We start from the raw sequence: 25747 nt of genomic DNA, 5'->3' as shown, positions 1-25747 counted from the left end.
CGCGATCGACAGTGCCACCAGTGTGGTTACTGGCCAGTAACGAGGTCTAAAGTCAGTGTTACCGATCGGTAGCGGCGCGTTCGCGCACACCGCGACCGCCGGTGGAACTTTCCAGTCAGCTCAACGTGGAGGAGACGCCGTGGCCGCACCAGCAGCGCCGGCACCGAGCGGACACGACGTGGCTCGTGGCGTTCGGAACGTGGTCTTCGTCGAGGGCGTCCGCACGCCGTTCGGCAAGGCCGGACCCAAGGGGATCTTCGCGGAGACCCGCGCCGACGACTTGGTGGTCAAGGTGATCCGCGAACTGCTGCGGCGGCACCCCGAACTGCCGCCCGAGCGCGTCGACGAGGTGGCCATCGCCGCCACGACGCAGATCGGCGACCAGGGCCTGACCCTGGGCCGCACGGCGGCGCTGCTGGCGGGGCTGCCCAAGTCCGTGCCCGGCTACTCCGTGGACCGCATGTGCGCGGGCGCCATGACGGCCGTGACGACCGCCGCGAGCGGCATCGCGTTCGGCGCCTACGACGTGGTCATCGCGGGCGGTGTCGAGCACATGGGCCGCCACCCGATGGGCGAGGGCGTCGACCCGAACCCGCGCTTCATCGCGGACCGGATCGTGGACACCTCCGCGCTGGTCATGGGGCAGACCGCGGAGAACCTGCACGACCGGTTCCCCGAGATCACCAAGGACCGCACCGACGCGTACGCCGTGGCCTCGCAGGCCAAGTACGCCGAGGCGGTCAAGGCGGGCAAGATCGGCCCCGAGCTCGTGCCGGTGGCCACCCGCTCCGCGGAGAAGGGCTGGGGCCTGGCCTCCGCCGACGAGCCGCCGCGCCCCGGCACCTCGCTGGACGACCTGGCGAAGCTCAAGACCCCGTTCCGCCCGCACGGCCGGATCACCGCGGGCAACGCGGCCGGTCTGAACGACGGCGCGACCGGCTGCATCCTGGCCGAGGAGGAGACGGCCCGCGAGCTGGGCCTCCCCGTCGGCATGCGGATGGTCGGCTACTCGTTCCTGGGCGTCGAGCCCGAGGTCATGGGCATCGGCCCGGTGCCCGCGACGGAGAAGGCCCTCCAGCGCGCGGGCCTGACCATCGACGACATCGGCCTGTTCGAGATCAACGAGGCGTTCGCCGTGCAGGTGCTGGCGTTCCTCGACCACTTCGGCATCTCCGACGACGACCCCCGCGTGAACCAGTGGGGCGGCGCCATCGCGACCGGCCACCCGCTGGCCTCGTCGGGCGTGCGACTGATGACGCAGCTGTCCCGGCAGTTCGCCGAGCGCCCCGACGTGCGCTACGGCCTCACCTCCATGTGCATCGGCATCGGCATGGGCGGCACCGTGATCTGGGAGAACCCCCTCTGGACGGGAGAGACGAAGTGAGCACGCTGTCCCTCGCCGAAGCCGACGAGCGCTACCCCGACGAGGTCGTGACCACCGCGGTCAGCCGACTCGTCACCGTGCCGGGCGTCGACGGCCAGGTCGCGGTCATCACGATCGACAACGGCCTCGACCACACCCGTCCTTCCACGTTCGGCGTGCGCGGCCTGCTGAGCCTGGGCAACGCCTACGACGAGGCGGCGGCGGCCAACCCCACGGCGATCGTGGTCACCGGCAAGCCGCTGATCTTCGCCGTGGGCGCGGACCTCAACGCCGTGAGCGGCGACCAGCGCGCCGAGGCCGACCTGATCGGCGAGATCGGCCACGCGGCGTTCCGCCGGTTCACCGACTCGACGATCCCGACCTTCGCGTTCGTCAACGGCGCGGTCATGGGCGGCGGCCTGGAGCTGGCGCTGTCGTGCCACTACCGCACGCTGGCGTCGAACGCCGCGGCCGTGGCGCTGCCCGAGCTGTTCCTCGGCCTGTTCCCCGGCTGGGGCGGCACGCAGCTGCTGCCGAACCTGATCGGCGCGAACGACGCGGTCACCGTGATCTTCGAGAACGCGTTGAACCAGAACAAGATGCTCAAGCCCGCGCAGGCCGCGGACCTCGGCGTCGTGGACGTCGTCCTCGACTCGGCCGACTACCTGGAGCAGTCGTTCGCCTGGATGGCGAAGGTGCTCGCCGGTGAGATCACCGTGCCGCGCAAGGAGATCGACCGCGGTGCGGGCTGGGACGCCGCCGTGGCGCGCGCGAAGGCCATCGTGGACGGCAAGACCAAGGGCGCCTCGCCCGGCGCGCTGAAGGCGCTGGAGCTGCTGGAGCTGGCGCGCGAGAACGACCTGGACCGCGGCTACGACGCCGAGACCAGGTTCATGACCGACGTGCTGATGACCGACACGCTGCGGTCGAGCCTGTACGCGTTCGGCCTGGTGCAGAAGCGGGCGAAGAAGCCCGCGGGCGCGCCGGACAAGGCGCTCGCGCGCAAGGTCACCAAGGTCGGCGTCGTGGGCGCCGGTCTGATGGCGTCGCAGATGGCGCTGCTGTTCGCGCGCCGCCTGCACGTGCCGGTCGTGCTGACCGACGTCGACCAGTCCCGTCTGGACAAGGGTGTCGGCTACGTCCACACCGAGGTCGACAAGCTGCTGGGCAAGAAGCGCGTGTCGCCGGACGAGGCGAACCGCCTCAAGGCGCTCGTGACCGGCTCGCTGGACAAGGCGGCGTTCGCCGACGCGGACTTCGTCATCGAGGCCGTGTTCGAGGACCTCGCGGTGAAGCAGCAGGTGTTCGCCGAGGTCGAGGCGCACGTGTCGCCGGAGGCGATCCTCGCCACCAACACGTCGTCGCTGTCCATCACGGACATGGCGTCGAAGCTGGCGCACCCCGAGCGGGTCGTGGGCTTCCACTTCTTCAACCCGGTCGCGGTCATGCCGCTGGTGGAGGTCGTGCGCGCCGAGCAGACCGACGACGCCACGCTGGCCACCGCGTTCTCGGTCGGCAAGCAGCTGAAGAAGTCCTGCGTGCTCGTCAAGGACGCGCCGTCGTTCGTCGTGAACCGCCTCCTCACCCGCTTCATGGGCGAGGTCGTGAAGTCCATCGACGAGGGCACGCCGTTCGAGGTGGCCGACAAGGCGACCGAGCCGCTCGGCCTGCCGATGTCGCCGCTGATCCTGTTGCAGCTCGTCGGTTCCGCCGTCGCGCTGCACGTGTCCGAGACGATGCACCACGCGTTCCCGGACCGCTTCAGCGTGAGCCCGAACCTGTCGAGGTTCGTCGCGGCGGGCAAGACCGCGGTGTGGCAGTGGGACGCGCAGGGCAACCAGACCGTCGACCCCGAGGTCGCCGCGCTCTGGGAGTTCGGCGACCACGCGCTGACGGCCGACCAGGTCAAGGCGCGCGCGCTGGAGGGCATGGCCGAGGAGATCCGGCTCATGCTGGACGAGGGCGTCGTCGCCGAGGCGAAGGACATCGACCTCTGCATGATCCTCGGCGCGGGCTGGCCGTTCTGGCTGGGCGGCATCACCCCGTACCTCGACCGGGAGGGCATCTCGGAGAAGGTCACGGGCAAGCGCTTCCTGGAGCCCGGCGTGGCGTCACTGCCCGCGTAGGGGTTCCGACGACGACGGCGCCCGGTCCCCTCACGGGGGTCGGGCGCCGTCGTCGTCGTGCCTAGTGGATCGAGAGCGCGTCCACGCAGCCGCCCGCGCGGACCAGGTACACGTCGATGCGCATGGCCTTCAAGGCGTTCGCGGTGTCGGCGAGCAGTTCGCGGTAGCAGACGAAGTCCGGCAGGCCGATGCCGACGATGTCGTCCGGGCAGTCCTGGCGCAGCCGCAGCACCTTCAGCAGCGCGTCGGCGTACCAGCGCTCGGCCTGCTCCATGGGGTGCGGCGGGTTCGAGTCCGATGTGGACCTCTTCGTCGGGAAGCCGCGGGACTCCACGTGCAGGAGCCTCCCGCCGCGCTGCGCCATGATCCGGTCGCCCCGCAGGAAGACCCAGCCGTCCATCTCGAAGTAGCGGACCAGCTCCGCGAGGACGTTGCCCTCCCAGTGCCACTCGTGCGCGGCGCTGCGCCTGATGTCCGCGCGCGGCAGTTCGGTGACGAGGCTGTTCATCACCGGTCGGCCGAAGTCGTCGCGGTGCAGGATGCCCGCGTCGGCCAGCGTGCGGCAGCGCGAGTTGACCTGGTCGTGGACGACGCGCAACTGCGACGCGATCTGCGCGTCGGTGAGCCCGTTGGGGAAGTGGCCCAGCAGCGCCACGATCCGATCCGCCAACGTGAAGCCGTCTGTCATGCACCCATTATCGACGGCGAATGATTCCCCGTTACCTCGACTTCGCCCGGTCAGCGGTCGCCGACCGAGCGTGACCGCCTCGTCCGGGTGAGCAATGAGGAGCGTTCGGGATCGGCGGGTGACGGCGGTTGGTACGGCCGAGTCACAGCGGCGCGTCAGCCGGGTGAGAGGGGTGGTGGCCGGGTCCCGCCGGCTGATTCTCGTCACATGGACACACACCGCCGCAGAGTCCGCCGACGACGATCCCGGAAACCCGACCCGGTGCGCCTGGACGAGTTCGCCGAGTTCCTCGACGCGGACACGGGCTGGCGCGACGAGGTGCGCGTGCGGCTGGTCGCCCGCATCGACCCGCGGCTGGTCGAACGCACCTCGTGCCACCGGGTCGCCGAACTGGCGGAGGAACTGGACACCCAGGTCACCGTGGAGCCCCGGCCGGACGCCACGTTCGACATCGCGAAGGCGGTGCACTGCCGGGTGCCGTTCAAGGGCGTGGTGCGGCTGCGGCACACCGCCCGCAACCTGCGGGTGCTCGGCGTCTACCTGTGCGCCGAGGCGGGCCGCGACCTCGGCGGGTGCCCGTGCGCCGCCGCGCTCGCCGCCGACCCGAGCGACGCGGCCGTGCGGCACGTCATCGGCAGCGCGCTGGACCGCGCGGGGCTGTGAGGCGGGGCGCGCTCAGACCGCGAGGACCTTCACCGCGCGTTCCAACCCGATGAAGTCCTTGACGTTCCGCGTGAGCACCGGCATGCCGTTCGCGGCGGCCGTGGCGGCGATCTGGAGGTCCATCCGCCGCGGCCGGGCGCTGCGACCGCTGCGCCGGACCAGGGCGGCCAGCGTGCCGTAGACCTTCGCCGCGGCCGTGTCGAACGGCAGCACCTCGAACGCCTCCAGGGCGGCGTAGTACCGCTCGGTGCGGGCGAAGCGCTCCACCGGGTCGTCGACGTCGAGGCCGTAGGCCAGTTCGGCGACCGTGACGGCGCTGATCGCGGGTTCGGCGTCCACGAGGTCGCCGAAGTCGATCTCCTCCAGCCTGATCACCACGCACGTGTCGAGCAGGATCCGGTCGGTCACCCGCGCCACGCGTCTTCCAGGGGGTCGTCCGCGCCGAAGACCCGGTCGTCGGCCAGCCGGTCGGCGTCCCAGCGGGCGGCGTCCACGGGGGGCAGCGTGCGGAACCCGGCCTGCACCTCGCCCAGGGTCCGCCGCGGCCCGTCCGCCTCGGCGGTGTGCGGCACGAGGTCGGCGACCGGGCGCCCGTTGCGGGTCACCACGAACGCCTCCCCCGCCTCGACGCGCCGCATGATCTCGGCGTTGTCGTTGCGCAGTTCCCGCTGCCCGATGGCCGTCTTCACACGCCCAGCGTAGCGCTTTTGGGCCGAATTGCGCTACAGAGGTGCTACAGCCAGCAGGGGCACGTCCCACGTCGTCGCGACCCGTTCCGCGGTCTCCACCGTGGAACGGCTCACGGCCACCACGAGGTCCGCCGAGGGCCAGTCCGCCACCCCGCCCGCGCACGAGGCCACGGTCAGGTCCAGCACCCGCCCGCCGTGCGCGCGCACGACCGCCGTGACCGCGTCCCGAGCCTCCCGGCTCGCCCGGTCGAACCCGCGCAGCACCGCCACGGTGCCGCCGGCGGCCAGCAGGTCGGGCTGGACGGTCAGCAGCGCCTCGACGGAGTCGACCAGCGCGGCGCGGTCGTCGTCGAGGGTGGGGCGGCGGCTGAGGGTGCTGGTCATGGTGGTTCTCGCTTTCGGCGCACGGGGTTGCTCCTTCCGTGTTACCCCCATCCACGCGGCCTGCCACTGTTGTTTCGATCACGCGCGAACCGGGAATCACCGCGACCGTGGGCGACATCAGGATCGGCACCTCCGGCTGGACCTACCCGGAGTGGCGCGGAGCCTTCTACCCCAGGGGCCTGGCGCGGGGGCGGGAGCTGGAGCACCTGGCCGAGCGGGTCAACTCCCTGGAGCTCAACAGCACGTTCTACGGGCCGCGGCAGCCGAAGCACTACCGCTCGTGGGCGGCCCGCACGCCGGACGACTTCGTGCTCGCCGTGAAGGGCCCGAAGACCGTCACCCACGACAAGCGCCTGCGCGACGTCGGGGACGACCTCACGGCGTTCTTCGCCTCCGGCGTCCACGAGCTGGGCGCCAAGCTCGGCCCGGTCCTCTGGCAGCTGCCGCCGTGGCTGCCGTTCAAGCCCGAGCGCGTGACCGCCTTCCTCGACGCGCTGCCGCGGGACGTCCGGCACGCCGTCGAGGTGCGCCACCCGAGCTTCGCCGACCCCGAGTTCCTCGGCCTGCTGCGCGAGCGGGGTGTCGCCGTCGTCCTCGCGGACTCGGCTGGCCGGTTCCCCGTGCTCGACGAGCTCACCGCCGACTTCGCCTACCTGCGCCTGCACGGGGCTGGCGAGCTGTACGTGAGCGCCTACGGTCCCGCCGAGCTGGACCGCTGGGCGGGCGAGGTCCGCGAGCTGGCGGAGGACCGGGACGTGTTCGTGTACTTCGACAACACGCTGAGCGGTGCGGCGCCCTACAACGCGATGGCCCTGGCGGACAGGGTCGGCAGCGCGTCGAGCCCGATGCCGAACAGGCCGCGGTAGGCGTCCAGCAGCTCCGCGCCGGTCAGCTCGCGCTCGGACTTCCGGCCGCCCTCGGTGGTGATCAGCCGGTTGCCGCTGACCGTGACCCGCCCGGTGGCGGTCGGCAGGGACGCGAGCGGGCCGCGGGTGAACCGGGAGTCGGGCGAGGTCTGCTGGTACCAGCACATCGGACCGAAGTCGGACAGGGACCTGGGGCGCTGTTCGAGGCGGTACCGCGGCTCTCCGTCCATCAGCACGTCCACGTCGCCGCCGTCGGCGTCGACCACCCGGAACGTGCCCGCGGGGTCGGTCTGGTCGGTGCGGACGTCCAGGCGCAGCGGGCGGAACGCGAACTCGCCGAAGCCGACGTCGACCAGGGCGCCGTCGACGCGCAGCGCCACGTGCTCGAACGGGGCGGTCAGCGCGTCGCCCGGGTGGACCCTGGCGGCCAGGAACTCGACCTCGTGGCCGAGCGCGCGCAGCAGCGCGGCGAAGGCCCCGTTGAGCTCGTAGCAGAAGCCGCCGCGCCGCCGTTCGACGATCTTGGCCACCAGCGCGTCCTCGTCGAGCACGATCCGCTCGCCCAGGTGGATGCCCAGGTTCTCGAACGGGACGGCGCGCAGGTGCAGCTCCTGGAGGTCCGCCACGGGCGCGGTCCGCGCCGCGCCGATCCTGGACAGGTACGCGTCGACCGCTTCCGGCGTCATGGCCTGAGCTTCACCCGCCGGCGACGGGAACGCCAGGCGGTGCCAGGTCGCGCATCCCGCGCAGCGGCGACAGCACGAGCCACAGCGACGACAGCAGCACGCCCGCCGCGGCGACGACGAGCGCGCCCCGCACGCCCAGCAGGGTCGCCGCGGCGCCGCCGAACAGGCTGCCCACCGGGATGGCGCCCCAGATCACGACCGTCGAGGTGGCGTTGACCCTGCCGAGCAGGTGGGGCGGGCAGACCGCCTGCCGGTAGCTGACGACCAGGACGCTGACGCAGATGATCCCGAAGCTGGTGACGCAGGTGGCGACGACGTAGCAGACCAGGCCCCAGCCGGGGCTGGTCAGGGGGAACAGCGGGAACGCGACCCCGCAGGCGACGCCGCCGATCCACAGCAGCCGCGCCTCGCCGATCCACGCGGCCAGGCGGCCGGTCAGCAGCGCGGCCGAGACCGCGCCGAGCAGGCCGACGCTGCCGAGCAGGCCGATCACGACCGGGGACAGGTGGACGTCGCGGACCAGGAACACGACCACCACGGCCGAGTGGGCGGACTGGAAGACCGAGAACGTGGCCCCGTGGCAGCTGATCGCCCGCAGCACGGGGTGGCCGAAGACCACGCCGAGGCCTTCGCGGACCTCGGGCCACATCCGCCGCCGCTCGGCGTCGGGCACGGGTTCGACCGCCCGGATCCCCCGCAGCCACAGCGCGGACCACAGGTACGTGCAGGCGTCGACCAGCAGCGCCACGGGCGCGCCGAGCCACTGCACCAGCCCGCCGCCGAGGCTCGGGGCGACGATGGCGGCGGTCGACCGGTTGAGCTGGAGCTTCGTGTTGGCCTCGACGAGGTGGGCGCGGTCGACGAGCCGGGGCACGTACGACGGGTGGGCGATGTCGAAGACGACCGTGAGCGTGCCGGTGACCAGCACGACGACGAAGAGCTGCGCCAGCGTGAGGACCCCGGCCGCGGCGGCGACCGGCACGCTGAGCAGCGCGAGCGCCCGCCCGAGGTCCGCGGCGACCAGCAGCGGGCGGCAGCGCAGCCGGTCGCACCACACGCCGACCTGGAGCCCGATCAGCAGGAACGCGATCGTCTGGCCGAACCGCAGCATCGCCACCTCGAACGACGTGGCGTCGAGCACCCGCACCGCGAGCAGCGGCACGGCCAGCACGGTGACGCCGGTGCCGACCTGGCTGACCACGTCCGCCGCCCACAGCAGGCGGAAATCCCTGTTCCTCAGCAACCCCATGCCGACATGATGCCGGCAACGGCAACTAACTTGAGCCTGGTTGGGTCAACTTGTGCAGCGCCGGGAGGATGGACGTCACGAGCGTCCACGCGCCGGGGATGAGCAGGAGCGCGGCGACCGCGACGGCGGGGAACATGAGCATCGACTCGACCGGCCCGCCGGTGCGGAAGCGCAGCCACTTCGGCGGGCGCAGCTCGTACCAGGTCTCCCCCGCGATGGGCAGCGGGAACAGGAACGGGCAGCCGGAGATCGTCACGGCGTCGCCGAGGCAGTGCACGAAGCACCCGACGGCCACGGCGATGCCCAGCACGCCGGACAGGCCCTCCATCTGGACCAGGGCGGCGTCGAAGCCGAACCGGACGAGCCACCACCCGGCGGCGCCGACGAACACGACCGCGACCCAGTCGCCGAGCGCCGCCTCGGCGAGCAGCACGGCGAAGACCGCGACGCCGAGCACGGCCCACCTGCCGCCCAGCTCCGTGAGACCGGCGGTGAGGTAGCCGAGCAGCACGGCGAACAGGACGGTGTGCGACAGGTGCCGGTGCTCGCCGGTCACCGGTTCGTCGCGCGGCCCCTTGGTGATCGCGTAGACGTACCTCGACGACTTGCGGAGCACGAACGAGACGACCCCGGTCAGCGGGCCGAGGTAGCGCGACGCGGTCGAGTGCCGGTGGTCGAAGTCGGGCAGCAGCGCGAACCCGGCCGTCACCAGTCCGAGGAGGACGGCTCCGCCCAGGTCGCCGTGGCCCAGCAGTGGGGCGATCCCCAGTCCCGCACACCACCCGGTGAGCGCGTGCGTTCGTCCCATCACCCGTTCGAGCATCCGGGGCGGGCGGTTCAAGGTCAAGTTCGCCCGACTTTCCGCTTCGCGGCCGCCGGGGCAGCATGGGTGCGGTGGGCGAGATCAGGATCGGCACGTCGGGCTGGGTGTACCCGCCGTGGCGCGGTGTCTTCTACCCGCCGGGCCTGGCGCGGAAGCGGGAGCTGGAGCACCTGTCGCGGCAGGTGACCTCGGTGGAGGTCAACGGCTCGTTCTACTCGCTGCAACGGCCGTCGAGCTACCTGGAGTGGGCCGCTCGGACACCGGACGACTTCGTGTTCTCGGTCAAGGGCGGCCGGTTCATCACGCACCTCAAGCGCTTGCGGGACAGCGGGGGCGCGCTGGCGAACTTCTTCGCCTCCGGCGTGCTGGCGCTCGGCCCGAAGCTGGGGCCGGTGCTCTGGCAGCTGCCGCCGACCCTGGGGTTCGACCCCGACCTGCTGGTCGGGTTCTTCGGCGACCTGCCCCGCACGACGAGCGCCGCGGCCGAGCTGGCGACCCGGCACGACGAGCGCGTCGACCCGGCGTGGACGACGACCGACGCCGACCGGCCGCTGCGGCACGCGCTGGAGGTCCGCCACCCGAGCTTCACCGACCCCCGGTTGCCCGACCTGTTGCGCGAGCACGGGATCGCGCTGGTGGTCGCGGACTCGGCGGGGAAGTTCCCGCGCCTGGAGGCCGTGACCGCCGACTTCGTCTACGTCCGGCTGCACGGCGCCGACGAGCTGTACGTCAGCGGCTACACCGACGAGGGGCTCGACGAGTGGGCGGCGAAGGTCCGCGCCTGGGCCGGTCGCGGTGACGTGTTCGTCTACTTCGACAACGACGCGAAGGTCATGGCTCCGCGCGACGCGGTAGCGCTGATCCGGAAGGTCGAGTAGCCGCTTCGGCGTGTCGCGCACACGATGAGGTGAACGGCGGGCGACTCCGGCGCGGGATCAGGCCGAACGGCCGAGTCTGGAGCGGTGCGCGAGCGACGGAGGTTGACCATGACCCGAAGCCTGGTGACGGCGTTGGCCATCACGGCGGGCGCCCTCGTCGCGAGCGGCACCGCCGCGGCCCAGCAGTCCGCCGAGCCCGTGTGCGACCGCGGCGAGTTCTGCCTGTGGGGCGGCGTCGAGTACACCGGTCCGGCGAAGCGGCTCGACCTGGAGTCGGCGAACCCCGGCGAGTGCATCCCGCTGCCGGGCGGGCTGGTGGCCCGCTCGTTCGTGAACCGGCTGACCAGGGACGCGAGCGTCTTCCAGGGCGAGACGTGCTCGACGGAGGCCGAGTTCACCACCTACCCCGGCAAGGGCACGTACGTGCCGGACGCCCCTTTCGTCGTGCGGGCTATCCAGGTGTGGGAGCGCTGAGGGCGAGCAGTTCCGCCACGGCCTCCTCGGCGGCGCCGTCCGGGATGAGGGCGATGGCGAGCATCGGGGCACCGACCCTGGCCCACGTGAGCAGCCGGTCGCCGTCGAGCCCCGCGGCCTCGGCGAGCGCCGCGCACCGGTTCTCGACGCCGTCCAGCCCGGCTCCGGCCAGCACGTAGTCGAAGGCGTCGAAGCACGGGTCGCCGACGCAGACCTTCGGGTCGATGGCCACGAGTCCGCGCGGGCCGCCGTCGAGCACGTTGCCCAGGTGCAGGTCGCCGTGCAGCACGACCCGCGCCGCCGCGGTGTCGAGCAGCGCCTCGCAGCGCCGCGCCGCCAGGTCCCAGGTGCGGCGGCTGATCCGCGCGCCGATCGCGGGTTCCGCCAGGCGCCGGCCGATGCGGGCGAAGGACTCGCCGGTGCGGTCGCGCAGGTCGCGCGGGGCGTCGGCGGGCGGCTCGACGGCGTGCAGGGCGCCCACCAGGTCGGCCCACAGCTCCGGTGAGGGGTGCCGGTCGAGTTCGTCGGCGGCCGTGCCGGGCCGGACCTCCTCCAGCACCACGGCGTCCGCGCGGGCGGCGAGCACGGCGGGCACCCGGCCGGAGGGGGCGAACCGGCGCAGCATCGCGACCTGCTCGGCCAGGAACGGCTCCTCCGGGCTGAGCTTGAGCACGGCGGGGGTGCCGTCGGGCCACGCGCAGCGCACCGCGACCGACGACGCGCCGTCGGTGATCAGCTCTCCCAGGGCCAGTCCCCACTCGGCGGCGGCCCGCTCCGCGCGGGCGGGCGCGCCCGCGCACCAGTCGGCGACCGACGGTCCGAAGCGACGGGTCAGGCGTTCGGTGATCTCCTCGACGTCCACCCGCGAAACCCTCCCAGAACACGATTCGCGATCACATCGAATTGTTCGTGGCCCGCCAGGGGGAATCGTGCGTCCACCGAGTGCGTGACCACGGGAATTCCGCGCGAAATTGGTAACTCTGCGAGATCAGCCTCGCCCGATAGCGACCACTCGATCGTGTGAACACCCTTCAACAACGCTGGTCGTTGCGCCTACGTTTCCCGCCTAGCCGTGCTGCGTCAGCACGAAGAGGAGACACAACGGTGGCGGTTGCCGGAACCGGATTACACGGTTTGATGCTCAGCCGGGTGGCACGTGATCGGGAGTTGACCCCTCGTGCCGCCGAACTGGTGATCGCGGCCTGCCGTGGTGAGGCGGCGCTGAACCGCGTCCTGGACGGCGTCGTCGCCGAGGACGCCCCCGAGGCCCACCCCCGCCGGTCGCTGGGTGCCGGGATCTACCTGGCGGGCGTGCGCGTGCGGGGTTTCCGTGGCATCGGCCAGGAGGTCGACCTGCCGCTGGTGAGCGGGCCGGGCCTGACCGTGGTGACCGGGCGCAACGGCTCCGGCAAGTCGAGCTTCGCCGAGGCCGCGGAGTTCGCGTTGACCGGCAACAACACCCGGTGGACGAAGTCGCTCAACGAGGTGTGGCGGCAGGGCTGGCGCAACCTGCACTCGCCGGAGGACGCCTCGGTGGCCATCACGCTGGTGCGGGCGGGCGGCGAGGGCGCGACCACGATCCGCCGGGCGTGGGCGGACGGCGACGACTTCACCGGCGGCACGTGGACCGAGCAGACCGACGGGCGGGAGCCGGAGCCGTTCGACCAGGCGAGGTGGCGGTCGGCGCTGGAGACCTACCGGCCGTTCCTGCCCTACAGCGAACTCGGGAAGTCCTTGGAGGGCAAGCCGAGCGAGCTGCACGACGCGGTGCACAGCCTGCTGGGGCTGGAGGCCATCACCGACGCGCAGAACCGGCTCGCCGAGCACCGCAAGCGGTTGGCGGACGTGGTCGCCCGGCCGCACGACCGGCGGGCCAAGGTGCGCGAGGAGCTGGCGGCCTCACCCGACGGCCGGGCGCAGCGCGCGGCCGAACTGCTGGGCCAGGACCACCCGGACCTGGACGCGCTGGCGGACCTGGCGCTGGGCACGGACGTCGGCGCCGGCGGGATGCCGCTGCTGCTCCGGGTGACCGAGCTGGCGCCGCCGTCGGCCGCGGACGTGGCGCGCTGCCTGGAGGAGCTGGACGCGGCGCTCGCGGGCGTGGCCGCGGTCGCGACCGACGGGGCGCAGATGTGCTTGCGCACCAGCGAGGTCCTGCGCGTGGCGCTGGAGCTGCACGAGGCCAAGGGCAACAAGTCGTGCCCCGTCTGCGGGATCGGCGTGCTGGACCAGCGCTGGTTCACCGCGACGACCAAGCGGGCGGAGACCCTGGCCGCCGCGGCGGCGGTGCTGCACGACGCGGGCACCCGGCTCGACACCGCGACCGCCGCCGCGCGCTCGCTGTGCACACCGGTCCCCGAGCTGTTCAAGGAGGTCGACGGTCTCCTGCACACCGAGGCCGTGCGCGCGGCGTGGGCCGTGTGGGCGGAGTGCTCCACCTACGAGGACCCGGTGAAGCTGCGCACCGACCTGCCCGAGCGGCACGCGGCGGTGCTCGCGGCCGTCGACGCGCTCAAGACCGCCGCGCGGGAGCAGATCGACAAGCGGGACCTGGTGTGGCGGCCGATGGCGCTCGCGCTGTTCGAGTGGCACTCGCAGGCCGAGCGGGCGCTGGCCGACCAGCAGGTGCTCGCCGACGTGACCGAGGCCGAGAACTGGATCCGAAGAACCGCGGCGCGGCTCCGCTCGGAGCGGATCGCGCCGTTCGCCAAGGAGTCGCAGCGGATCTGGCAGCGGCTCCGCCAGCAGAGCAACATCGACCTCGGCACCGTGCACCTGGAGAGCACCGGCCACGACAACCGGCGGGTGGAGCTGGACGTCTCGGTCGACGGGAAGCCGAACTCGGCGCTCGCCGTGATGAGCCAGGGCGAGCTGCACGCGATGGCCCTCGCGCTGTTCCTGCCGAGGGCCGTGGTCGACGAGAGCCCGTTCCGGTTCGTGGTGATCGACGACCCGGTGCAGGCGATGGACCCGGCCAAGGTGGACGGTCTCGCGCAGGTCCTCGCCGACGTCGGCCTCACCCGGCAGGTCGTGGTGTTCACCCACGACGACCGCCTCACCGAGGCGGTGCGCAGGCTCCGCCTCCCCGCGACCGTGTGGGAGGTGTGCCGGGAGGAGGGCTCCGCGGTGCGGGTGCGCAGGTGCGACGACCCCGTCGACCGGTACCTGTCCGACGCGCGGGCCATGCGCACCACCGAGGACCTCCCCGAGGAAGCACGCGCCGAACTGGTGGCCTCCTGCTGCCGGGCGGCGCTGGAAACCGCGGGGGACATGAGGTTCCGCCAGGTGCGGCTGGCCCGCGGCCAGCCGCACGCCGAGGTCGAGCAGGTGCTGGAGCAGGCGCTGACGACCCGTCAGCGCCTGGCGCTCGCCGTGTTCGACGACCCGGCCGAGAACCGGAACCTGCTGTCCTACCTGACGAACACGCTCGGCGCCTGGGCCGTGGGCGTGCTGAACGCCTGCCGGGAGGGGACGGTCTCGTCGTACGACGGCGACCTGCTGGCCCTGATCCGGGACACCGAACGACTGACGAACTGGCTGCGAGAGGAGTGACGTGACTGATCGGGAAGTGCTCGACCGCCTCGACCACGTGGGCCGGATGCTCGCGGACGCGCGCGGGCTGGACGGGGTGCGGGTGCGTTGCGGCGCCTGGCTGCTGCGCACGACGCTGGAGCGCGCGGTGGTGGCGCTGGTGTGCGCCGACGACCCGAGCGCCACCAGGTCGATGCACGCCCTGCTGCTGCGCCTGCCCAAGCACGTGGGCGACGACGTCGCCGCGGACACCGCGCAGCTGTGGCACGCGCTGCGCCGGGCCGCGCACCACCACGACTACGAGATCGCGCCGACCGCGGACGAGCTGCGCGGCTGGCACGAGGACACCCGGTGGCTCAGCGGCGCGCTGCTCGCCGCCCAGCCCCTGCTGCTGCCGAGGCCCCGCGTCGAGTCCGCCTCGCGGAGACACGGGTGAAGCTCCTGCTGTTCGCCGACCTGCACCTCGACACCTCCTTCGCCGCCACACCGTTCCCGGCGGGCGTCGCCGGGGGGCGCAGGGCCGCGCTGCGCGCCACGCTGGAGCGGATCACCGCGCTCGCCAGGTCCGAGCGCGTGGACGCCCTGCTGTGCGCGGGCGACCTCTACGAGCACGACCGGTTCTCCCCCGCCACGGCCGAGTTCCTGCGCGACGCGTTCGAGGACGTCGCCGTGCCGGTGCACGTGGCGCCGGGCGAGCACGACCGCTACGGCCCGAGGAGCCCGTACCAGCAGGTGGCGTGGTCGTCGAACGTGCACGTGTTCACCGAGGACCGCCTGGTGCCCGAGCCGCTCGCCGACGGGGTGACCCTGTGGGGAGCGGCGCACCGCGCGCCGGTGACCGCCGAGGGGTTCCTGACCGGGTTCGAGGTCGGGCGCGGCGGCGTGAACCTGGCCCTGTTCCACGGTTCCGAGGTGGCGGGCCTGGCCGGGCAGGGGTCCGGCACGGCCCCGCACGCGCCGTTCACCGCCGAGCAGGTCGAGGCCTCCGGCCTGGACCACGCGTTCGTCGGGCACTTCCACACCCCGGTCGACGCGCCGCGGCACACCTGCCCCGGCAACCCCGACCCGCTCACGTTCGGCGAGAGCGGTCCGAGGGGCGCCGTGCTCTGCACCGTCCACGACGACGGCCGGGTGGAGAGGGTCCGCCACGACGTGTCGACCAGCCGGGTGCACGACGTCGCGGTGGACCTGGCCGGGGCCGCGCACGTCGACGAGGTGCGCGAGCGGATCGCCGCCGCCGCGGCCGGGCTGACGGGCACCGCCAGGGTCACGCTCGGCGGGGAGGTCGGCCCGGACGTGGACCTGTCCCCGGCGGGACTGGTCTCGGCCGCGCCGCACCTGGACGCGCTGGTGCCGCGCTTCGGGAACCTCGTCGTGGCCCACGACCTCACCGCGCTCGCCGAGGAGCCCACCGTGCGCGGCCGCTTCGTCCGCGACGTGCGGGCCGACCCGCGCCTCGACGACGACACCCGGCGGCGGGTGCTGGTCACGGGCCTGCGCGCGCTCGACGGACGCACCGCCGACCTTGCCGTGCACTGATAGAGCTGAAGACCAGGGGTAGTCCATGAGAATCGAGTCCGTGACCGCCCACGCGTTCGGTCCGCTGGCAGGCCGGACCCTGGAGCTGGCACCGGGCCTGACCGTGATCGCGGGCGCGAACGAGTCGGGGAAGTCCTCGTGGCACGCCGCGATCTACGCGGCGCTGTGCGGGCGACGGCGGGGCCGGGGCGCGGCCACGGTGGCGGAACGGCGGTTCGCCGAGCAGCACAAGCCGTGGCACGGCGACGACTGGCGGGTCTCGGCCGTCGTGCGGCTCGACGACGGGCGGCGCGTCGAGCTGTGCCAGGACCTCGCGGGCCGGGGCGGCTGCCGGGTCGTGGACGTCGGGCAGCGGTCGGACGTCAGCGCGGAGGTCGTGTTCGAGGGCGCGCCCGACGGCAGCCGCTGGCTCGGGTTGGACCGCAAGTCCTTCGCCGCCACCGCGTGCGTGAACCAGGCCGAACTGCTGGGCGTGCTGGGCGCGGCCGACGGGCTCCAGGAGCACCTCCAGCGCGCGGCGGCCACCGCGGGCGCCGACGCGACCGCCGTGGCGGCGCTGGACCGGCTGGAGTCGTTCCAGCGCGACCACGTGGGGCTGGGGCGGGCGAACTCCAGCAAACCGCTCCAGGTCGCCAAGTACCGGCTCAAGCAGGCCAAGCGGGACCTCGCCCACGCGGTGACCGCGCACCAGCGGTACCTGGACCTCGTGGTGGAGGCGGAGGAGCGCCGCGCCGCGGCCGACACCGCGGCCGAGGCCGCCGAGCGCGCGGACGCGGCGGCCTCGGCGCTGGACGCGCTGCTGACCGCGACCCGCGCGCACACCGCCGCCGTGCGCAAAGCCGTGCGGTCGCGGGAGAAGGTCGACGCGGGCGCCGCCGAGGTCGCCAGGGCCGAACAGCGGCTCGCCCGCGTGCGCGAGCTGGACGAGCGGTTCGGCGGCGTCGCCCCCGTCGGGCTCATCGCGCAGGAGGAGGCGACGCGGATCGTGCACGCGGCGCTCGCGGCGTGGCGGGCGGTGCCCAAGCCCCGCAAGCTCACCGGGTCCACCGCCGCCGAACTGAGGCAGGAACTGGCGGCCGTGCCGGAACCGCCCACCGGCGACACCGAGGTGAAGCCCCGCATCCGCGAACTGGCGCTGGCCCGTGAACGCGCGCTCGCGGTCGTGGCGGCGCACGAGGGCCGCCGTCCCATGGTCGACGAGCAGATCGGCGACACCCGGCTCACCGCGGCGCTGGCCGTCGGCCCCGCCGCCGTGCGCGAGCTGGCCGCCGCGCTCGACACCCCTCCCCCGCGCCCGAAGTCCCTCCGCCGCACCGCGGTCGGCACCGCGGCGGGCGCCGTGGGAGCGCTGGGGCTCGCCCTGGTCCTCATGGGACCGTGGCTGCTCGGACTGGCCCTGCTGACCCCCGTGCTGTTCCTCGGTGTCCTGCGGCTCGTCGAGTCCGCGACCACCGGTTCCACGGGTTCCGGCGACCAGCTCCACCACTCGGCCGCGACCGGGGCCGCGGCCCGGTGCGCCGCGCTCGGCCTGCCCGTGGAACCACCGGTGCTGCGGGGCCTCGCCACCAGGGCCGAGCGGCAGATCAGCCTGCGCTCGGACCGCGCGGTCTGGGACGAGCACCAGCGGCAGTACTCGGAGAAGGCGACGAGGCAGACCGAGGAGCTGCGGATCGCGTTGGCCGCCAAGGGTTATCCCGAACCCGAGCTGGACGTCGGCGAGCTGCTCGCGCTGTACGAGCGGTCCTGCGCGGTCGCCGCCCGGCAGGCCGCCATGGCCGCGCAGAAGGACGTGCTGACGCGGGCCGTCGCCGAACGCGACCGGGCCGAGGAGGCCGCCGTCGAGGTAGAACGCCTGCGCGCCAAGGCGTTGGAACTGGTGCGCGGTGCCGTGCTGGCCATCGACGAGCGCTCCACCGCCACCACGGACACCGAACTGCTGGCCGCGCTCAACGCGTGGCAGCGCGGCTGGGAGGACCAGCTCCGCGCCAGCGCGGAGGAGCGCGACGCCTGGGTCGAGCTGACCGGCCTGCTCACCGGCACCACCCGTGACGACCTCGCCGCCGCGGTCGTCACGACGGCGCGGCGGCTCGCCGCGCTGAAGGAGGAGGCCGACCGCGACGAGCGCGACGCGGCCACCGCGCTGGCCGAGCGCGACGCCCTCGTCGGCGACGCCGAGCAGGACGTGACGACCAGGCCCGCCAGGCTCGACGAACTGGCCGACACCGCCGAGCAGGACGACCGCGAGGCGGTCACCGCCGACGCGGAGAGGATCGAGGTGCTGCTCGTCGAAGCCCGAGCCGCCGTCACCGCGGCCCGCACCGAGGCCAAGCGGATGGCCACGGCCGCCGACGAACTGGGCGGCGCGCTCACCGAACGCGGCCGCACCCTGCCCGGCGTCCCCGAGGCCGAGGAGGCGCTGGCCGCCGCGCAGACCGACCTGGCCGACGTCATGGGCCTGGCCACCACGCTGACCCTCACCCGGAAGTTCCTCGCCTCCGCGCAGGACAGCGTCCACCAGGACATCGCCCCGGCGCTCGCCACGACCCTGTGCGACCACCTCTCCGGGATCACCGACGGCCGCTACACCGACGCCACCGTCGACCCGGCCACCCTGAAGGTCGCCGTGCGCGGCCCCTCCGGCCGGTGGCGCCCGGCGGCCAACCTGTCGCTGGGCACGGCCGAGCAGGTCTACCTGCTGCTGCGCTTCGCCCTGGCCGACCACCTGACCGCACCCGGCGAAACGTGCCCCCTGCTGCTGGACGACATCACCGTCCAGGCCGACGACAGCCGCACCACCGCCATCCTCGACCTGCTGCTGGCCCTGTCCGCGGACCGCCAGGTGGTCCTGTTCGCTCAGGAGTCCTCGGTCCTGTCCTGGGCGCGCGGACACCTGGACGGCGACCGGAACGCGCTGCGCGAACTCACCCAGATCCCGGTGGAATGAGAGCCCGCAGAAATCGGGTGAACACGTCGGTGTGACTCGACCACACGGCGTGCCTCACCAGCGCATTCTCAACCTAACCAATTACACCCGATGGTGTGACAACTCTTCAGTAGGTCTCTTTGCGCTCTACGTTTTCGACAACTGGCGCGAACCGGAGGAGACAGAACCTTGGCGAGCCGAACAGCCACCACCACGACGGCGGTCCAGGACGAGGTCGCCGAACGACTCCGCTTCGCGAACGGCCTGCTCACCACCGGCGGGCTCGCCACCGGGATCTGGCCGAAGTGCTGCGCCTGGCTCCTGCGCACCGCGCTGGAACGCTCGGTGGCGGCCCTGCACCGCGCCCACCACGAAGCCAGCACCGGCATGAGAACGGACCTCCTCACCCTCCCGCTGTACGTGGACACCCCGCTCGCCCACCACACGGCCCGCCTCTGGGGCACCCTGAGCGTGGTCGCGAACCACACCGACTACGCCAGGGCGCCCGCGGTCGACGAACTGCGCGGCTGGCACACCGAGACGACCGACGTGACCACCGGCCTGCTGACCGCCCTGCCCCTCGACGACCGCTGACCGGCTCACCGGCATCCGCGCAGCCCCCGGCTGAGGGACGCGACGCAGTCCGCGACGGCCTCCGGGTCCTCGTGCTCCCACACCCTCACCACACGCCGGCCCGCGGCGGTGAGTCGGCGGTCCGAGTCGCGGTCGCGCAGCACGACACCCCTCAGCTTGAGCCGCCACCACGAGCGGTTCGCCACCGGCAGGTGGGCGTGGTCGGGGCACGAGTGCCAGAAGCACCCGTCGACGAACAGCGCGATCCGCGGGCCGCGCAGCAGGACGTCCACCCGGCGACGGCGGTTCGTGCCCGGCGGCGACCTGTCGACCACGTACCGGAGGCCGCGGCGGTGCATCGCCCGCCGCAGGGCCAACTCGGGCGCGGTCCCGGTGCGCCGGGTGCGCCCCATGACCCTCGCGGTCGCCCACGAACTCGGCGGGGGAGGCGGGCCGGGGTCGACGTGCTGGTACACGTCCGCACCCTCCCACCGAGCACCGACAACCAGCCCGGATCCGGCCACCGAAAACTGTCGGACCCCCTCGCTACCGTGACCCCATGACCGAGATCCTGTTCCACCCGGCGACGCCGATGCCGGGTCCTGACGCCCGCCTGGCCGAGCTCGATCTGAAGGTCGAGCACCTGGACGAGGCGATCTGGGCCGGCCTGAACGCGCGCACGTCCGCTCCCCCGCTCGGCCCCACCAACGGGGCCGGGTTGCTCGACTGGATCCACCGCGTCGGGCGGTTGCGCGAACTGCTGGTCGGGCTCGGGTGGAGCCGGTACGACAAGTGGAACGCCGGGCTGGTGCGGCACCCGAGCAAGCCGATCGTGCTCGGGGCGTTGCAGGGCAACAGACACACCGGCGATCCCGGCGCGAAGCTGCGCAGCGACTACACCAAGGGGCCCGCGATCACGGCGATGACGCGGGACAACGACCACGACCAGTTCAGCCTGTTCTCCGACTTCGAGCGCAGCGGCGGGCTGAAGCTGTGGTTCCTGGTGACGTTCCCGATCGTGCGGGACGGGCGGCTGGTGGTGCTGCGGGAGGTGTCGCAGCCGGAGCCGACGCCGCAGGGGCAGGTGATCGACCACTGGTCGCACCGGATCACGTTGCCGCCCTACGACTTCGGCCCGGTGCCGGGCATCACGCCCGACGGACCGGACGAGATCGACTTCACCGTGTCCCTGCGCTGACCCCGTCTGGCGGCGGTTCGGGAGGAGGTACCAGAATGGCGCCACCATGCTCACACCTTCCCGACTCGTCCTCGCGCGCAAGCGGCGTGGACTGACCGCGGCCGACGTGGCCCGAACCGTCGGGGTGAGCGCGAGCAGCATCGGCGACTACGAGCGCGGCAGGCGGCGGCCCGGCGCGGAGACGACGGTCGCGCTGGCCGAGGCGCTCGGCTTCCCGGTGGAGTTCCTCGAAGCCCCCGACGAGGCAGAACTGCCGTGCGAGGCCGTCGCGTTCCGCGCGGCGGCCAGGGTTCCCGTGCCTCGGCGGGACGCGGCGGTGGCGGCGGGCAGGCTGGCGATCGGGGTCAACCGGTGGCTGGAGCGGACGTTCACGCTGCCGGTGCCGGACGTGCCGACGCTGGAGCACCCCGACCCGGAGACCGCCGCGAGCATGGTGCGCGGCCGTTGGGGGCTGGGCTCCGGTCCGGCGCCGAACACCGTGCACCTGCTGGAGGCGCACGGCGTGCGGGTGTTCTCGCTGCCCGCCGACTGCGCCGAGGTGGACGCGTTCTCCTTCTGGCACGCGGGAACGCCGTACGTGTTCCTCAACCCGACGACGTCCGCCGAACGCGGCCGGTTCGACGCCGCCCACGAACTGGGCCACCTCGTGCTGCACGCGCACACCCGCCCGGAGGACGCGGAACGCCAGGCGAACACCTTCGCCGGAGCGTTCCTCATGCCCCGCGCGGGCGTGCTCGCCTCCGTGCCCCGCGGCCCGGTCACCGAGCAGGTGCTCACCCACCGCGCGCACTGGCGGGTCTCGGCGCTGGCCCTCACCTACCGCCTGCGCGACCTCGGTCTGCTCACCGCCGACCAGTACGGCACCGTCTGCGCCGAACTCAGCCGCCGCGGCTACCGCCTCGCCGAACCGGACGGCCTGACCGCCCGCGAGGGTTCGCTGCTGCTGACCAAGGTCTTCCGCACCCTGCGCGACCGCGGCACCAGCCCCCAGCAGGTGGCCCACGAACTGCTGCTCGACCCGACCGAGCTGAACACCCTCCTGTTCGGCCTGGTCGTCACCGCCCTTCCCGGCGCCAGCCGCACCACACCCAGACAGGGCAAACTCACCCTGGTCCCCTGACCGCAGCCCGTCACCCCGGTCCCCTGGTAGCCGCCCACCACGCCGCCCCCTGGCAGCCGCCCGTCACGCCGATCCCCCAACTGCCGCCCATCACCCTGGGCCCCCGGCCATCGCCTATCACGCCGGTCCCCGACCGCCGTCCATCACCCTGGTCCCCCCGACCGCCGCCCGTCACCCCGGTCTCCGACCACCACCCATCATCACCCCGGTCCCCCGACCGCAGCCCATCACGCAGGCCCTCTGGCCCCCGCACCACGCCGCCGCTGCTGCTTCCCCCACAGCGGCAGGATCGGCGGCAGGTCGCTCAGCACCGGCTTCGGCGGCTTCGGAGCCACGTCGCCGTCGTCGTCCCACCCGCGCCCGTACTGGTCGGGCAGCTCGCCCCACCCCCAGTACGGCGTCGGCCCGTCCGGCACGTAGCCGAGCAGCTCCAGCGGGTCCACGCGTTCCGCGCCGACCGTGCACACGTGCGCCCACTCGTCACCGAAGTCGAAGACGTAGGCGAACTGGTCACCGGGCTTCAGCTTGCCGAACTTGGTCTTGGCGCTGTCCATCGTGCCCTCGGGCTCATCGCCGTCCCAGTGGTTCAGCGCGCTGATGCACGCCCCGCCGAACAGGGTGAACATGTGCATGTGGGCCAGGTCCCACCGGGCGAACGCTATGTCGACCGCCCGAGCCAGCTGTCCGAACGAGTGCGTCCTCGCCACGACGAAGTCACGGCCCGGCCGGGGCCAGAACAGCTGTCCACGGCCTTCGACCAGTTCCACGCGAATCGATAACCAGGTGCGTGCCACGGCGACAAGATAGTGGATCTCGAACGGGTGTTTCCCCAACTCCACCGTGTTGGTCACTCACCCGTCGAGCCGTCGATGCGTTCCCGCAGGAAGTCGGCGTGCCCGTTGTGGCGGGCGTACTCCTCCAGCATGTGCAGCACGATCCAGCGCAGGGTCACGTCGGTGCCGTCGCGGCGCTGGGCGGTGGAGTCCAGCGGGGTGGCCGCGACGATGTCCCTCGACTCGGCGCAGGCGGTCCGCCAGGCCTCGAAGACCGCGGCCACGTCGGGCGAGTCGAGGTCCTCGAAGTCGCCGTCGGGGTTGTCCGGTTCGCTGAAGTACAGCGGCGGCAGGTCCCGCCCCGCGACCCGACGGCCGAACCAGCCGCGCTCGACCTCCGTCAGGTGCCGCACGAGACCCAGCAGCGACATGGTGGACGGCGGCACGGCCCGGAGCCGCAACTGCTCGTCGGTGAGGCCCTCGCACTTCATCGCGAGGGTGTCGCGGTGGTGGTCGAGGAATCCCACGAGGGTGGTGCGCTCATCGGCTACCGGTGCCGGGTCGGTGCGCTGGTCGGTCACTGCGGTGTCCTCCACTGGTCAGGTGAGCGGTCGACAGGTCGCGGCCCGCCCGGTGGGTCGACGAACCACGCGGGACCCGACCTCGCCGGGGCCCCGTGCCGGAGCGTCCGCACGCTGACGCTATCGCTGGACACCCGTGGGGACAGCACAGTCCGCAAACGTTCGCGACCGAGCACCCGCGGAACACCGCCCACCGCCGCGACCGGTGTGGTAGCCCTGCGGGTATGAACAACCTGGAAGACCTGCGGGACGCGCTGCGCCGGTTCGCCGCCGCCCGCGACTGGGACACCTACCACACGCCGAAGAACCTGGTCATGGCCTTGTCCGGGGAGGTCGGCGAGCTGACCGACCTGTTCCAGTGGCTGACGCCGGAGGAGGCGGCGCGGGCCATGTCGGACCCGGAGCTGGCCTGGAACGTCCGCGACGAGCTGGCCGACGTCGTGCACTACCTGGTCCGGCTGGCCGACAAGCTGGACGTCGACCTGGTCGAGGCCGCGTTCGCGAAGATCGAGCGCAACGAGAAGAGGTTCCCCACCGGAGACCTTCGCCCGGTCGAGTGACATGCTCTGTCACTCACTCGGACCAGCCCAGGGGGAAATGTGAACCCGCAGCAAATGAACCGGCTCCACATGCACCAGAAGGTCACCTTCATGGTGAACCGCTACGAGATCTTCGCCGACAACGGTCAGGGCGAGCCGGGAACCGTCGTCGCCTTCGTGGAGCAGAAGCGCATGGCGTTCAAGGAGCACGTCACCATCTACACGGACTCCTCGAAGTCCACGGTGCTGGCGAACTTCCGGGCCCGCAAGGTCATCGACCTGGCGAGCGGGTACGACGTCATCGACGGCAACAACCAGCCGATCGGCTTCTTCCGCAAGGACTTCGGCAAGTCGCTGCTGAACTCGACGTGGCACCTGGACCAGCCCGGCGCACCCACCGCGACCGGCAAGGAGCGCAGCCAGGGCGTGGCGGTGTTCCGCAGGCTGTGGAACTTCATCCCGTTCCTCAACAACTTCCCGTTCCCGATGCGCTACCACTTCGACTTCACCCGCGGCGGAGCACCGGTGTTCAGCGTGGACAAGAAGACCTGGCTGCGTGACCACTACCTCCTGGACATCCAGGACCAGTACATCGACCGCCGGGTCGTCATCGCGCAGGCCGTCGCCGTGGACGCCCTCCAGTCGCGCTGATCGGGTTCACGGCGGGCTAGACGTAGGTGAGCAGCAGCAGGACCAGTGCCACCAGCAGCACGATCCCGAAGAACGCCGCCATCAACGTCGGCGGGGCAGGCGCCCTCTCCCGAGCGTGCCTGCCCCGCCTTCTTTTGCGCATCACGTGTTTCCGCACACCGCGCCACCGCACCGGGACCTCCAGGTCGACGTTCATGGCGATCACGTTAAGCAGCGCGGACGCCACGGCTCCCCCACGTCACCCGCTCGCAGCAAACTCCTGACCGGTCGGCCGCTCGGCCCCGTTCAGCCGTGACTGAGCGCCACTCATAAGCTGACGACGTGGCAGTGGTCGTGGTGGGAGCGGGAATCGCGGGCCTCGCCTGCGCCAGGTCGTTGACCGAGGCCGGGCTGGCGGTGCGGGTGCTCGAACGCTCACGCGTCTGCGGCGGCAGGCTCGCGACGAAGCGGTACGACGACCGGCGCACGGACATCGGCGCCGCCTACTTCACCGCGCAGGACGACGGCTTCACCTCGCTGGTCACGCGCTGGCAGGAGAGGGGTCTGGTCCGCGAGTGGACGGACACGCTGTCCGTGCTGGACCCGGACGGCAGCCACCAGACCACCGGCCCGATGCGCTGGGCGGCACCGAACGGCCTCCGCTCACTGGCGGAAGACCTGGCGGACGGCCTCGACGTGACCACCGACCGCACCGTCGAGTGGATCGAACCAGGCCCCAAGGTCGACGGCATCGCAGCGGACGCGGTGGTGCTGGCCATGCCCGGCCCCCAGGCACTGCGCGTCCTGCACCCGGAGCTGCTGAACGCCCGCACCGCCGTAGAAGACCAGCGGTGGCTGCCGTCGCTGGCCGTCACCCTCGTCTTCCCCTCACGCGACTGGTCCGACTTCCACGGCGCGTTCGTCAACGACCACCCGATCCTGCAAGCGGTCTTCGACGACGGCGACCGCCGCGGCGACACCGCCCCGGTCCTGGTGGCCCACACCACAGCCGAGTTCGCCGAGAACTACGTGGCCGACCCAGCAGCCGCAAGCGACGAGGTGGAAGCCGCCGTCCGAACAGTCCTGGGCCTCGACACCAGAGCCGTCACAGCCCACGTGCACCGCTGGACCTACGCCCGCCCCACCGCACCAGGCCGAACCCCGTTCCACCTGGACGAACAGCGCATCGGTATCGCGGGCGACGCCTGGGGCAACCCACGGGTGGAAACCGCCTGGCTGTCCGGCATGGAACTCGGCAAAGCCCTGGCGGCACAACTGGCCTGACCAGCCAACCAACGCACAAAAGCCCTCAGGGGGAGTCCCATAAAGGAACTCCCCCTGAGGGAAAAATTGTCCCGCAGCGACCTACTCTCCCACACCGTCACCAGTGCAGTACCATCGGCGCAGGAGGGCTTAACTACCGGGTTCGGAATGGGACCGGGTGTTTCCCC

At 72.5% G+C, this 25747-nt stretch carries 28 protein-coding genes and 1 rRNA gene; 16 read left to right on the top strand and 13 right to left on the bottom strand.

Features of this window, described 5'->3' with window-relative positions; translation table 11 throughout:
• Positions 1-139: 139 nt before the first annotated feature.
• Together AC156L_RS05115 and AC156L_RS05110 are read left to right on the top strand one after the other, a co-directional pair.
• Positions 140-1384 (top strand): thiolase family protein, encoded by a 1245-nt coding sequence (locus AC156L_RS05115; protein ID WP_330878857.1) that lies wholly within the window; start codon positions 140-142, stop codon positions 1382-1384.
• Positions 1381-3489 (top strand): 3-hydroxyacyl-CoA dehydrogenase NAD-binding domain-containing protein, encoded by a 2109-nt coding sequence (locus AC156L_RS05110; protein WP_330878858.1) that lies wholly within the window; start codon positions 1381-1383, stop codon positions 3487-3489. Before AC156L_RS05115 ends, AC156L_RS05110 begins: the two co-directional genes overlap by 4 nt.
• Positions 3490-3550: 61 nt before the next feature.
• Here the strand turns inward: AC156L_RS05110 and AC156L_RS05105 are convergent, their stop codons facing one another.
• A complete protein-coding gene (locus AC156L_RS05105) occupies positions 3551-4177 on the bottom strand; it encodes a hypothetical protein (RefSeq protein WP_330878859.1) in 627 nt (208 codons plus the stop codon).
• 261 nt (positions 4178-4438) lie between these two features.
• On the opposite strand from AC156L_RS05105, the gene AC156L_RS05100 reads away from it, so the two are divergent.
• Complete coding sequence (locus AC156L_RS05100) at positions 4439-4840, top strand: hypothetical protein (RefSeq protein WP_330878860.1); 402 nt, start codon at positions 4439-4441, stop codon at positions 4838-4840.
• A 12-nt stretch (positions 4841-4852) separates the two neighbouring features.
• Here the strand turns inward: AC156L_RS05100 and AC156L_RS05095 are convergent, their stop codons facing one another.
• The 3 genes from AC156L_RS05095 to AC156L_RS05085 are packed head-to-tail and all read right to left on the bottom strand — an operon-like array spanning position 4853 to position 5913.
• A complete protein-coding gene (locus AC156L_RS05095; RefSeq protein WP_330878861.1) occupies positions 4853-5257 on the bottom strand; it encodes a type II toxin-antitoxin system VapC family toxin in 405 nt (134 codons plus the stop codon).
• Complete coding sequence (locus AC156L_RS05090; RefSeq protein WP_330878862.1) at positions 5245-5529, bottom strand: type II toxin-antitoxin system Phd/YefM family antitoxin; 285 nt, start codon at positions 5527-5529, stop codon at positions 5245-5247. Before AC156L_RS05090 ends, AC156L_RS05095 begins: the two co-directional genes overlap by 13 nt.
• 33 nt (positions 5530-5562) lie before the next feature.
• A complete protein-coding gene (locus tag AC156L_RS05085) occupies positions 5563-5913 on the bottom strand; it encodes a hypothetical protein (RefSeq protein WP_330878863.1) in 351 nt (116 codons plus the stop codon).
• A 107-nt stretch (positions 5914-6020) separates the two neighbouring features.
• Between AC156L_RS05085 and AC156L_RS05080 the strand changes: the two genes are divergently transcribed.
• A complete protein-coding gene (locus tag AC156L_RS05080) occupies positions 6021-6779 on the top strand; it encodes a DUF72 domain-containing protein (protein ID WP_330878864.1) in 759 nt (252 codons plus the stop codon).
• Here AC156L_RS05080 and AC156L_RS05075 read toward each other — a convergent pair.
• From AC156L_RS05075 to AC156L_RS05065, 3 genes are read right to left on the bottom strand one after another with little or no spacing between them, the layout of a single operon-like run.
• Entirely contained in the window at positions 6710-7465 is a 756-nt protein-coding gene (locus AC156L_RS05075; RefSeq protein WP_330878865.1) for an arylamine N-acetyltransferase family protein, read from the bottom strand. The genes AC156L_RS05080 and AC156L_RS05075 overlap by 70 nt on opposite strands.
• A gap of 10 nt (positions 7466-7475) precedes the next feature.
• The gene (locus tag AC156L_RS05070) at positions 7476-8714 is read right to left on the bottom strand and encodes an MFS transporter (protein ID WP_330878866.1); all 1239 of its coding nucleotides are present in this window, start codon (positions 8712-8714) and stop codon (positions 7476-7478) included.
• 25 nt (positions 8715-8739) lie between these two features.
• Entirely contained in the window at positions 8740-9522 is a 783-nt protein-coding gene (locus tag AC156L_RS05065) for a metal-dependent hydrolase (protein WP_330878867.1), read from the bottom strand.
• A gap of 77 nt (positions 9523-9599) precedes the next feature.
• Here AC156L_RS05065 and AC156L_RS05060 point away from each other — a divergent pair, with 77 nt between their 5' ends.
• The gene (locus AC156L_RS05060) at positions 9600-10415 is read left to right on the top strand and encodes a DUF72 domain-containing protein (protein ID WP_330878868.1); all 816 of its coding nucleotides are present in this window, start codon (positions 9600-9602) and stop codon (positions 10413-10415) included.
• Between the two features lie 108 nt (positions 10416-10523).
• Positions 10524-10889 (top strand): peptidase inhibitor family I36 protein, encoded by a 366-nt coding sequence (locus tag AC156L_RS05055; protein ID WP_330878869.1) that lies wholly within the window; start codon positions 10524-10526, stop codon positions 10887-10889.
• Here the strand turns inward: AC156L_RS05055 and AC156L_RS05050 are convergent.
• Positions 10867-11751 carry an aminoglycoside phosphotransferase family protein gene (locus AC156L_RS05050; protein ID WP_330878870.1) on the bottom strand — a complete coding sequence of 295 codons (885 nt, stop codon included), beginning with the start codon at positions 11749-11751 and terminating at the stop codon, positions 10867-10869. The genes AC156L_RS05055 and AC156L_RS05050 overlap by 23 nt on opposite strands.
• Positions 11752-12038: 287 nt before the next feature.
• On the opposite strand from AC156L_RS05050, the gene AC156L_RS05045 reads away from it, so the two are divergent.
• From AC156L_RS05045 to AC156L_RS05025, 5 genes are all read left to right on the top strand, one after another.
• On the top strand, positions 12039-14441 hold the full coding sequence (locus AC156L_RS05045; RefSeq protein WP_330878871.1) for an AAA family ATPase: 2403 nt from the start codon (positions 12039-12041) through the stop codon (positions 14439-14441).
• A gap of 1 nt (position 14442) precedes the next feature.
• The gene (locus AC156L_RS05040; RefSeq protein ID WP_330878872.1) at positions 14443-14856 is read left to right on the top strand and encodes a hypothetical protein; all 414 of its coding nucleotides are present in this window, start codon (positions 14443-14445) and stop codon (positions 14854-14856) included.
• A complete protein-coding gene (locus tag AC156L_RS05035; protein WP_330878873.1) occupies positions 14853-15959 on the top strand; it encodes a metallophosphoesterase family protein in 1107 nt (368 codons plus the stop codon). Before AC156L_RS05040 ends, AC156L_RS05035 begins: the two co-directional genes overlap by 4 nt.
• A gap of 25 nt (positions 15960-15984) precedes the next feature.
• A complete protein-coding gene (locus AC156L_RS05030) occupies positions 15985-18903 on the top strand; it encodes an AAA family ATPase (protein ID WP_330878874.1) in 2919 nt (972 codons plus the stop codon).
• A 168-nt stretch (positions 18904-19071) separates the two neighbouring features.
• Positions 19072-19476 carry a hypothetical protein gene (locus AC156L_RS05025; RefSeq protein ID WP_330878875.1) on the top strand — a complete coding sequence of 135 codons (405 nt, stop codon included), beginning with the start codon at positions 19072-19074 and terminating at the stop codon, positions 19474-19476.
• A gap of 5 nt (positions 19477-19481) precedes the next feature.
• On the opposite strand, the gene AC156L_RS05020 is transcribed toward AC156L_RS05025, so the two are convergent.
• Complete coding sequence (locus tag AC156L_RS05020) at positions 19482-19931, bottom strand: very short patch repair endonuclease (RefSeq protein ID WP_330878876.1); 450 nt, start codon at positions 19929-19931, stop codon at positions 19482-19484.
• An 83-nt stretch (positions 19932-20014) separates the two neighbouring features.
• Here AC156L_RS05020 and AC156L_RS05015 point away from each other — a divergent pair, with 83 nt between their 5' ends.
• Together AC156L_RS05015 and AC156L_RS05010 are read left to right on the top strand one after the other, a co-directional pair.
• The gene (locus AC156L_RS05015; protein ID WP_484406634.1) at positions 20015-20653 is read left to right on the top strand and encodes a hypothetical protein; all 639 of its coding nucleotides are present in this window, start codon (positions 20015-20017) and stop codon (positions 20651-20653) included.
• Between the two features lie 46 nt (positions 20654-20699).
• Positions 20700-21773, top strand: coding sequence for a helix-turn-helix domain-containing protein (locus AC156L_RS05010; protein ID WP_330878878.1), 1074 nt, complete (start codon positions 20700-20702; stop codon positions 21771-21773).
• Between the two features lie 227 nt (positions 21774-22000).
• Here the strand turns inward: AC156L_RS05010 and AC156L_RS05005 are convergent, their stop codons facing one another.
• Together AC156L_RS05005 and AC156L_RS05000 are read right to left on the bottom strand one after the other, a co-directional pair.
• Positions 22001-22540, bottom strand: coding sequence for an IS1096 element passenger TnpR family protein (locus tag AC156L_RS05005; protein ID WP_330878879.1), 540 nt, complete (start codon positions 22538-22540; stop codon positions 22001-22003).
• An 80-nt stretch (positions 22541-22620) separates the two neighbouring features.
• A complete protein-coding gene (locus tag AC156L_RS05000; RefSeq protein ID WP_330878880.1) occupies positions 22621-23127 on the bottom strand; it encodes a DinB family protein in 507 nt (168 codons plus the stop codon).
• Between the two features lie 224 nt (positions 23128-23351).
• Here AC156L_RS05000 and AC156L_RS04995 point away from each other — a divergent pair, with 224 nt between their 5' ends.
• Together AC156L_RS04995 and AC156L_RS04990 are read left to right on the top strand one after the other, a co-directional pair.
• Positions 23352-23687 (top strand): nucleotide pyrophosphohydrolase, encoded by a 336-nt coding sequence (locus tag AC156L_RS04995; RefSeq protein ID WP_330878881.1) that lies wholly within the window; start codon positions 23352-23354, stop codon positions 23685-23687.
• Between the two features lie 54 nt (positions 23688-23741).
• Positions 23742-24317: an LURP-one-related family protein gene (locus AC156L_RS04990; RefSeq protein WP_484406633.1), complete on the top strand. Its 576-nt coding sequence runs from the start codon at positions 23742-23744 to the stop codon at positions 24315-24317.
• Between the two features lie 16 nt (positions 24318-24333).
• On the opposite strand, the gene AC156L_RS04985 is transcribed toward AC156L_RS04990, so the two are convergent.
• Positions 24334-24513, bottom strand: a complete 180-nt coding sequence (locus AC156L_RS04985) for a hypothetical protein (RefSeq protein ID WP_330878883.1) — start codon at positions 24511-24513, stop codon at positions 24334-24336.
• A gap of 125 nt (positions 24514-24638) precedes the next feature.
• On the opposite strand from AC156L_RS04985, the gene AC156L_RS04980 reads away from it, so the two are divergent.
• Positions 24639-25580, top strand: coding sequence for an NAD(P)/FAD-dependent oxidoreductase (locus AC156L_RS04980; RefSeq protein WP_330878884.1), 942 nt, complete (start codon positions 24639-24641; stop codon positions 25578-25580).
• Positions 25581-25648: 68 nt separating this feature from the next.
• Here AC156L_RS04980 and rrf read toward each other — a convergent pair.
• Positions 25649-25747: ribosomal RNA gene (gene rrf / locus AC156L_RS04975) — 5S ribosomal RNA — on the bottom strand; the annotation flags it as partial.

This window comes from Umezawaea sp. (assembly GCF_057122925.1).
This window is presented reverse-complemented; position numbering and strand designations above follow the sequence as displayed.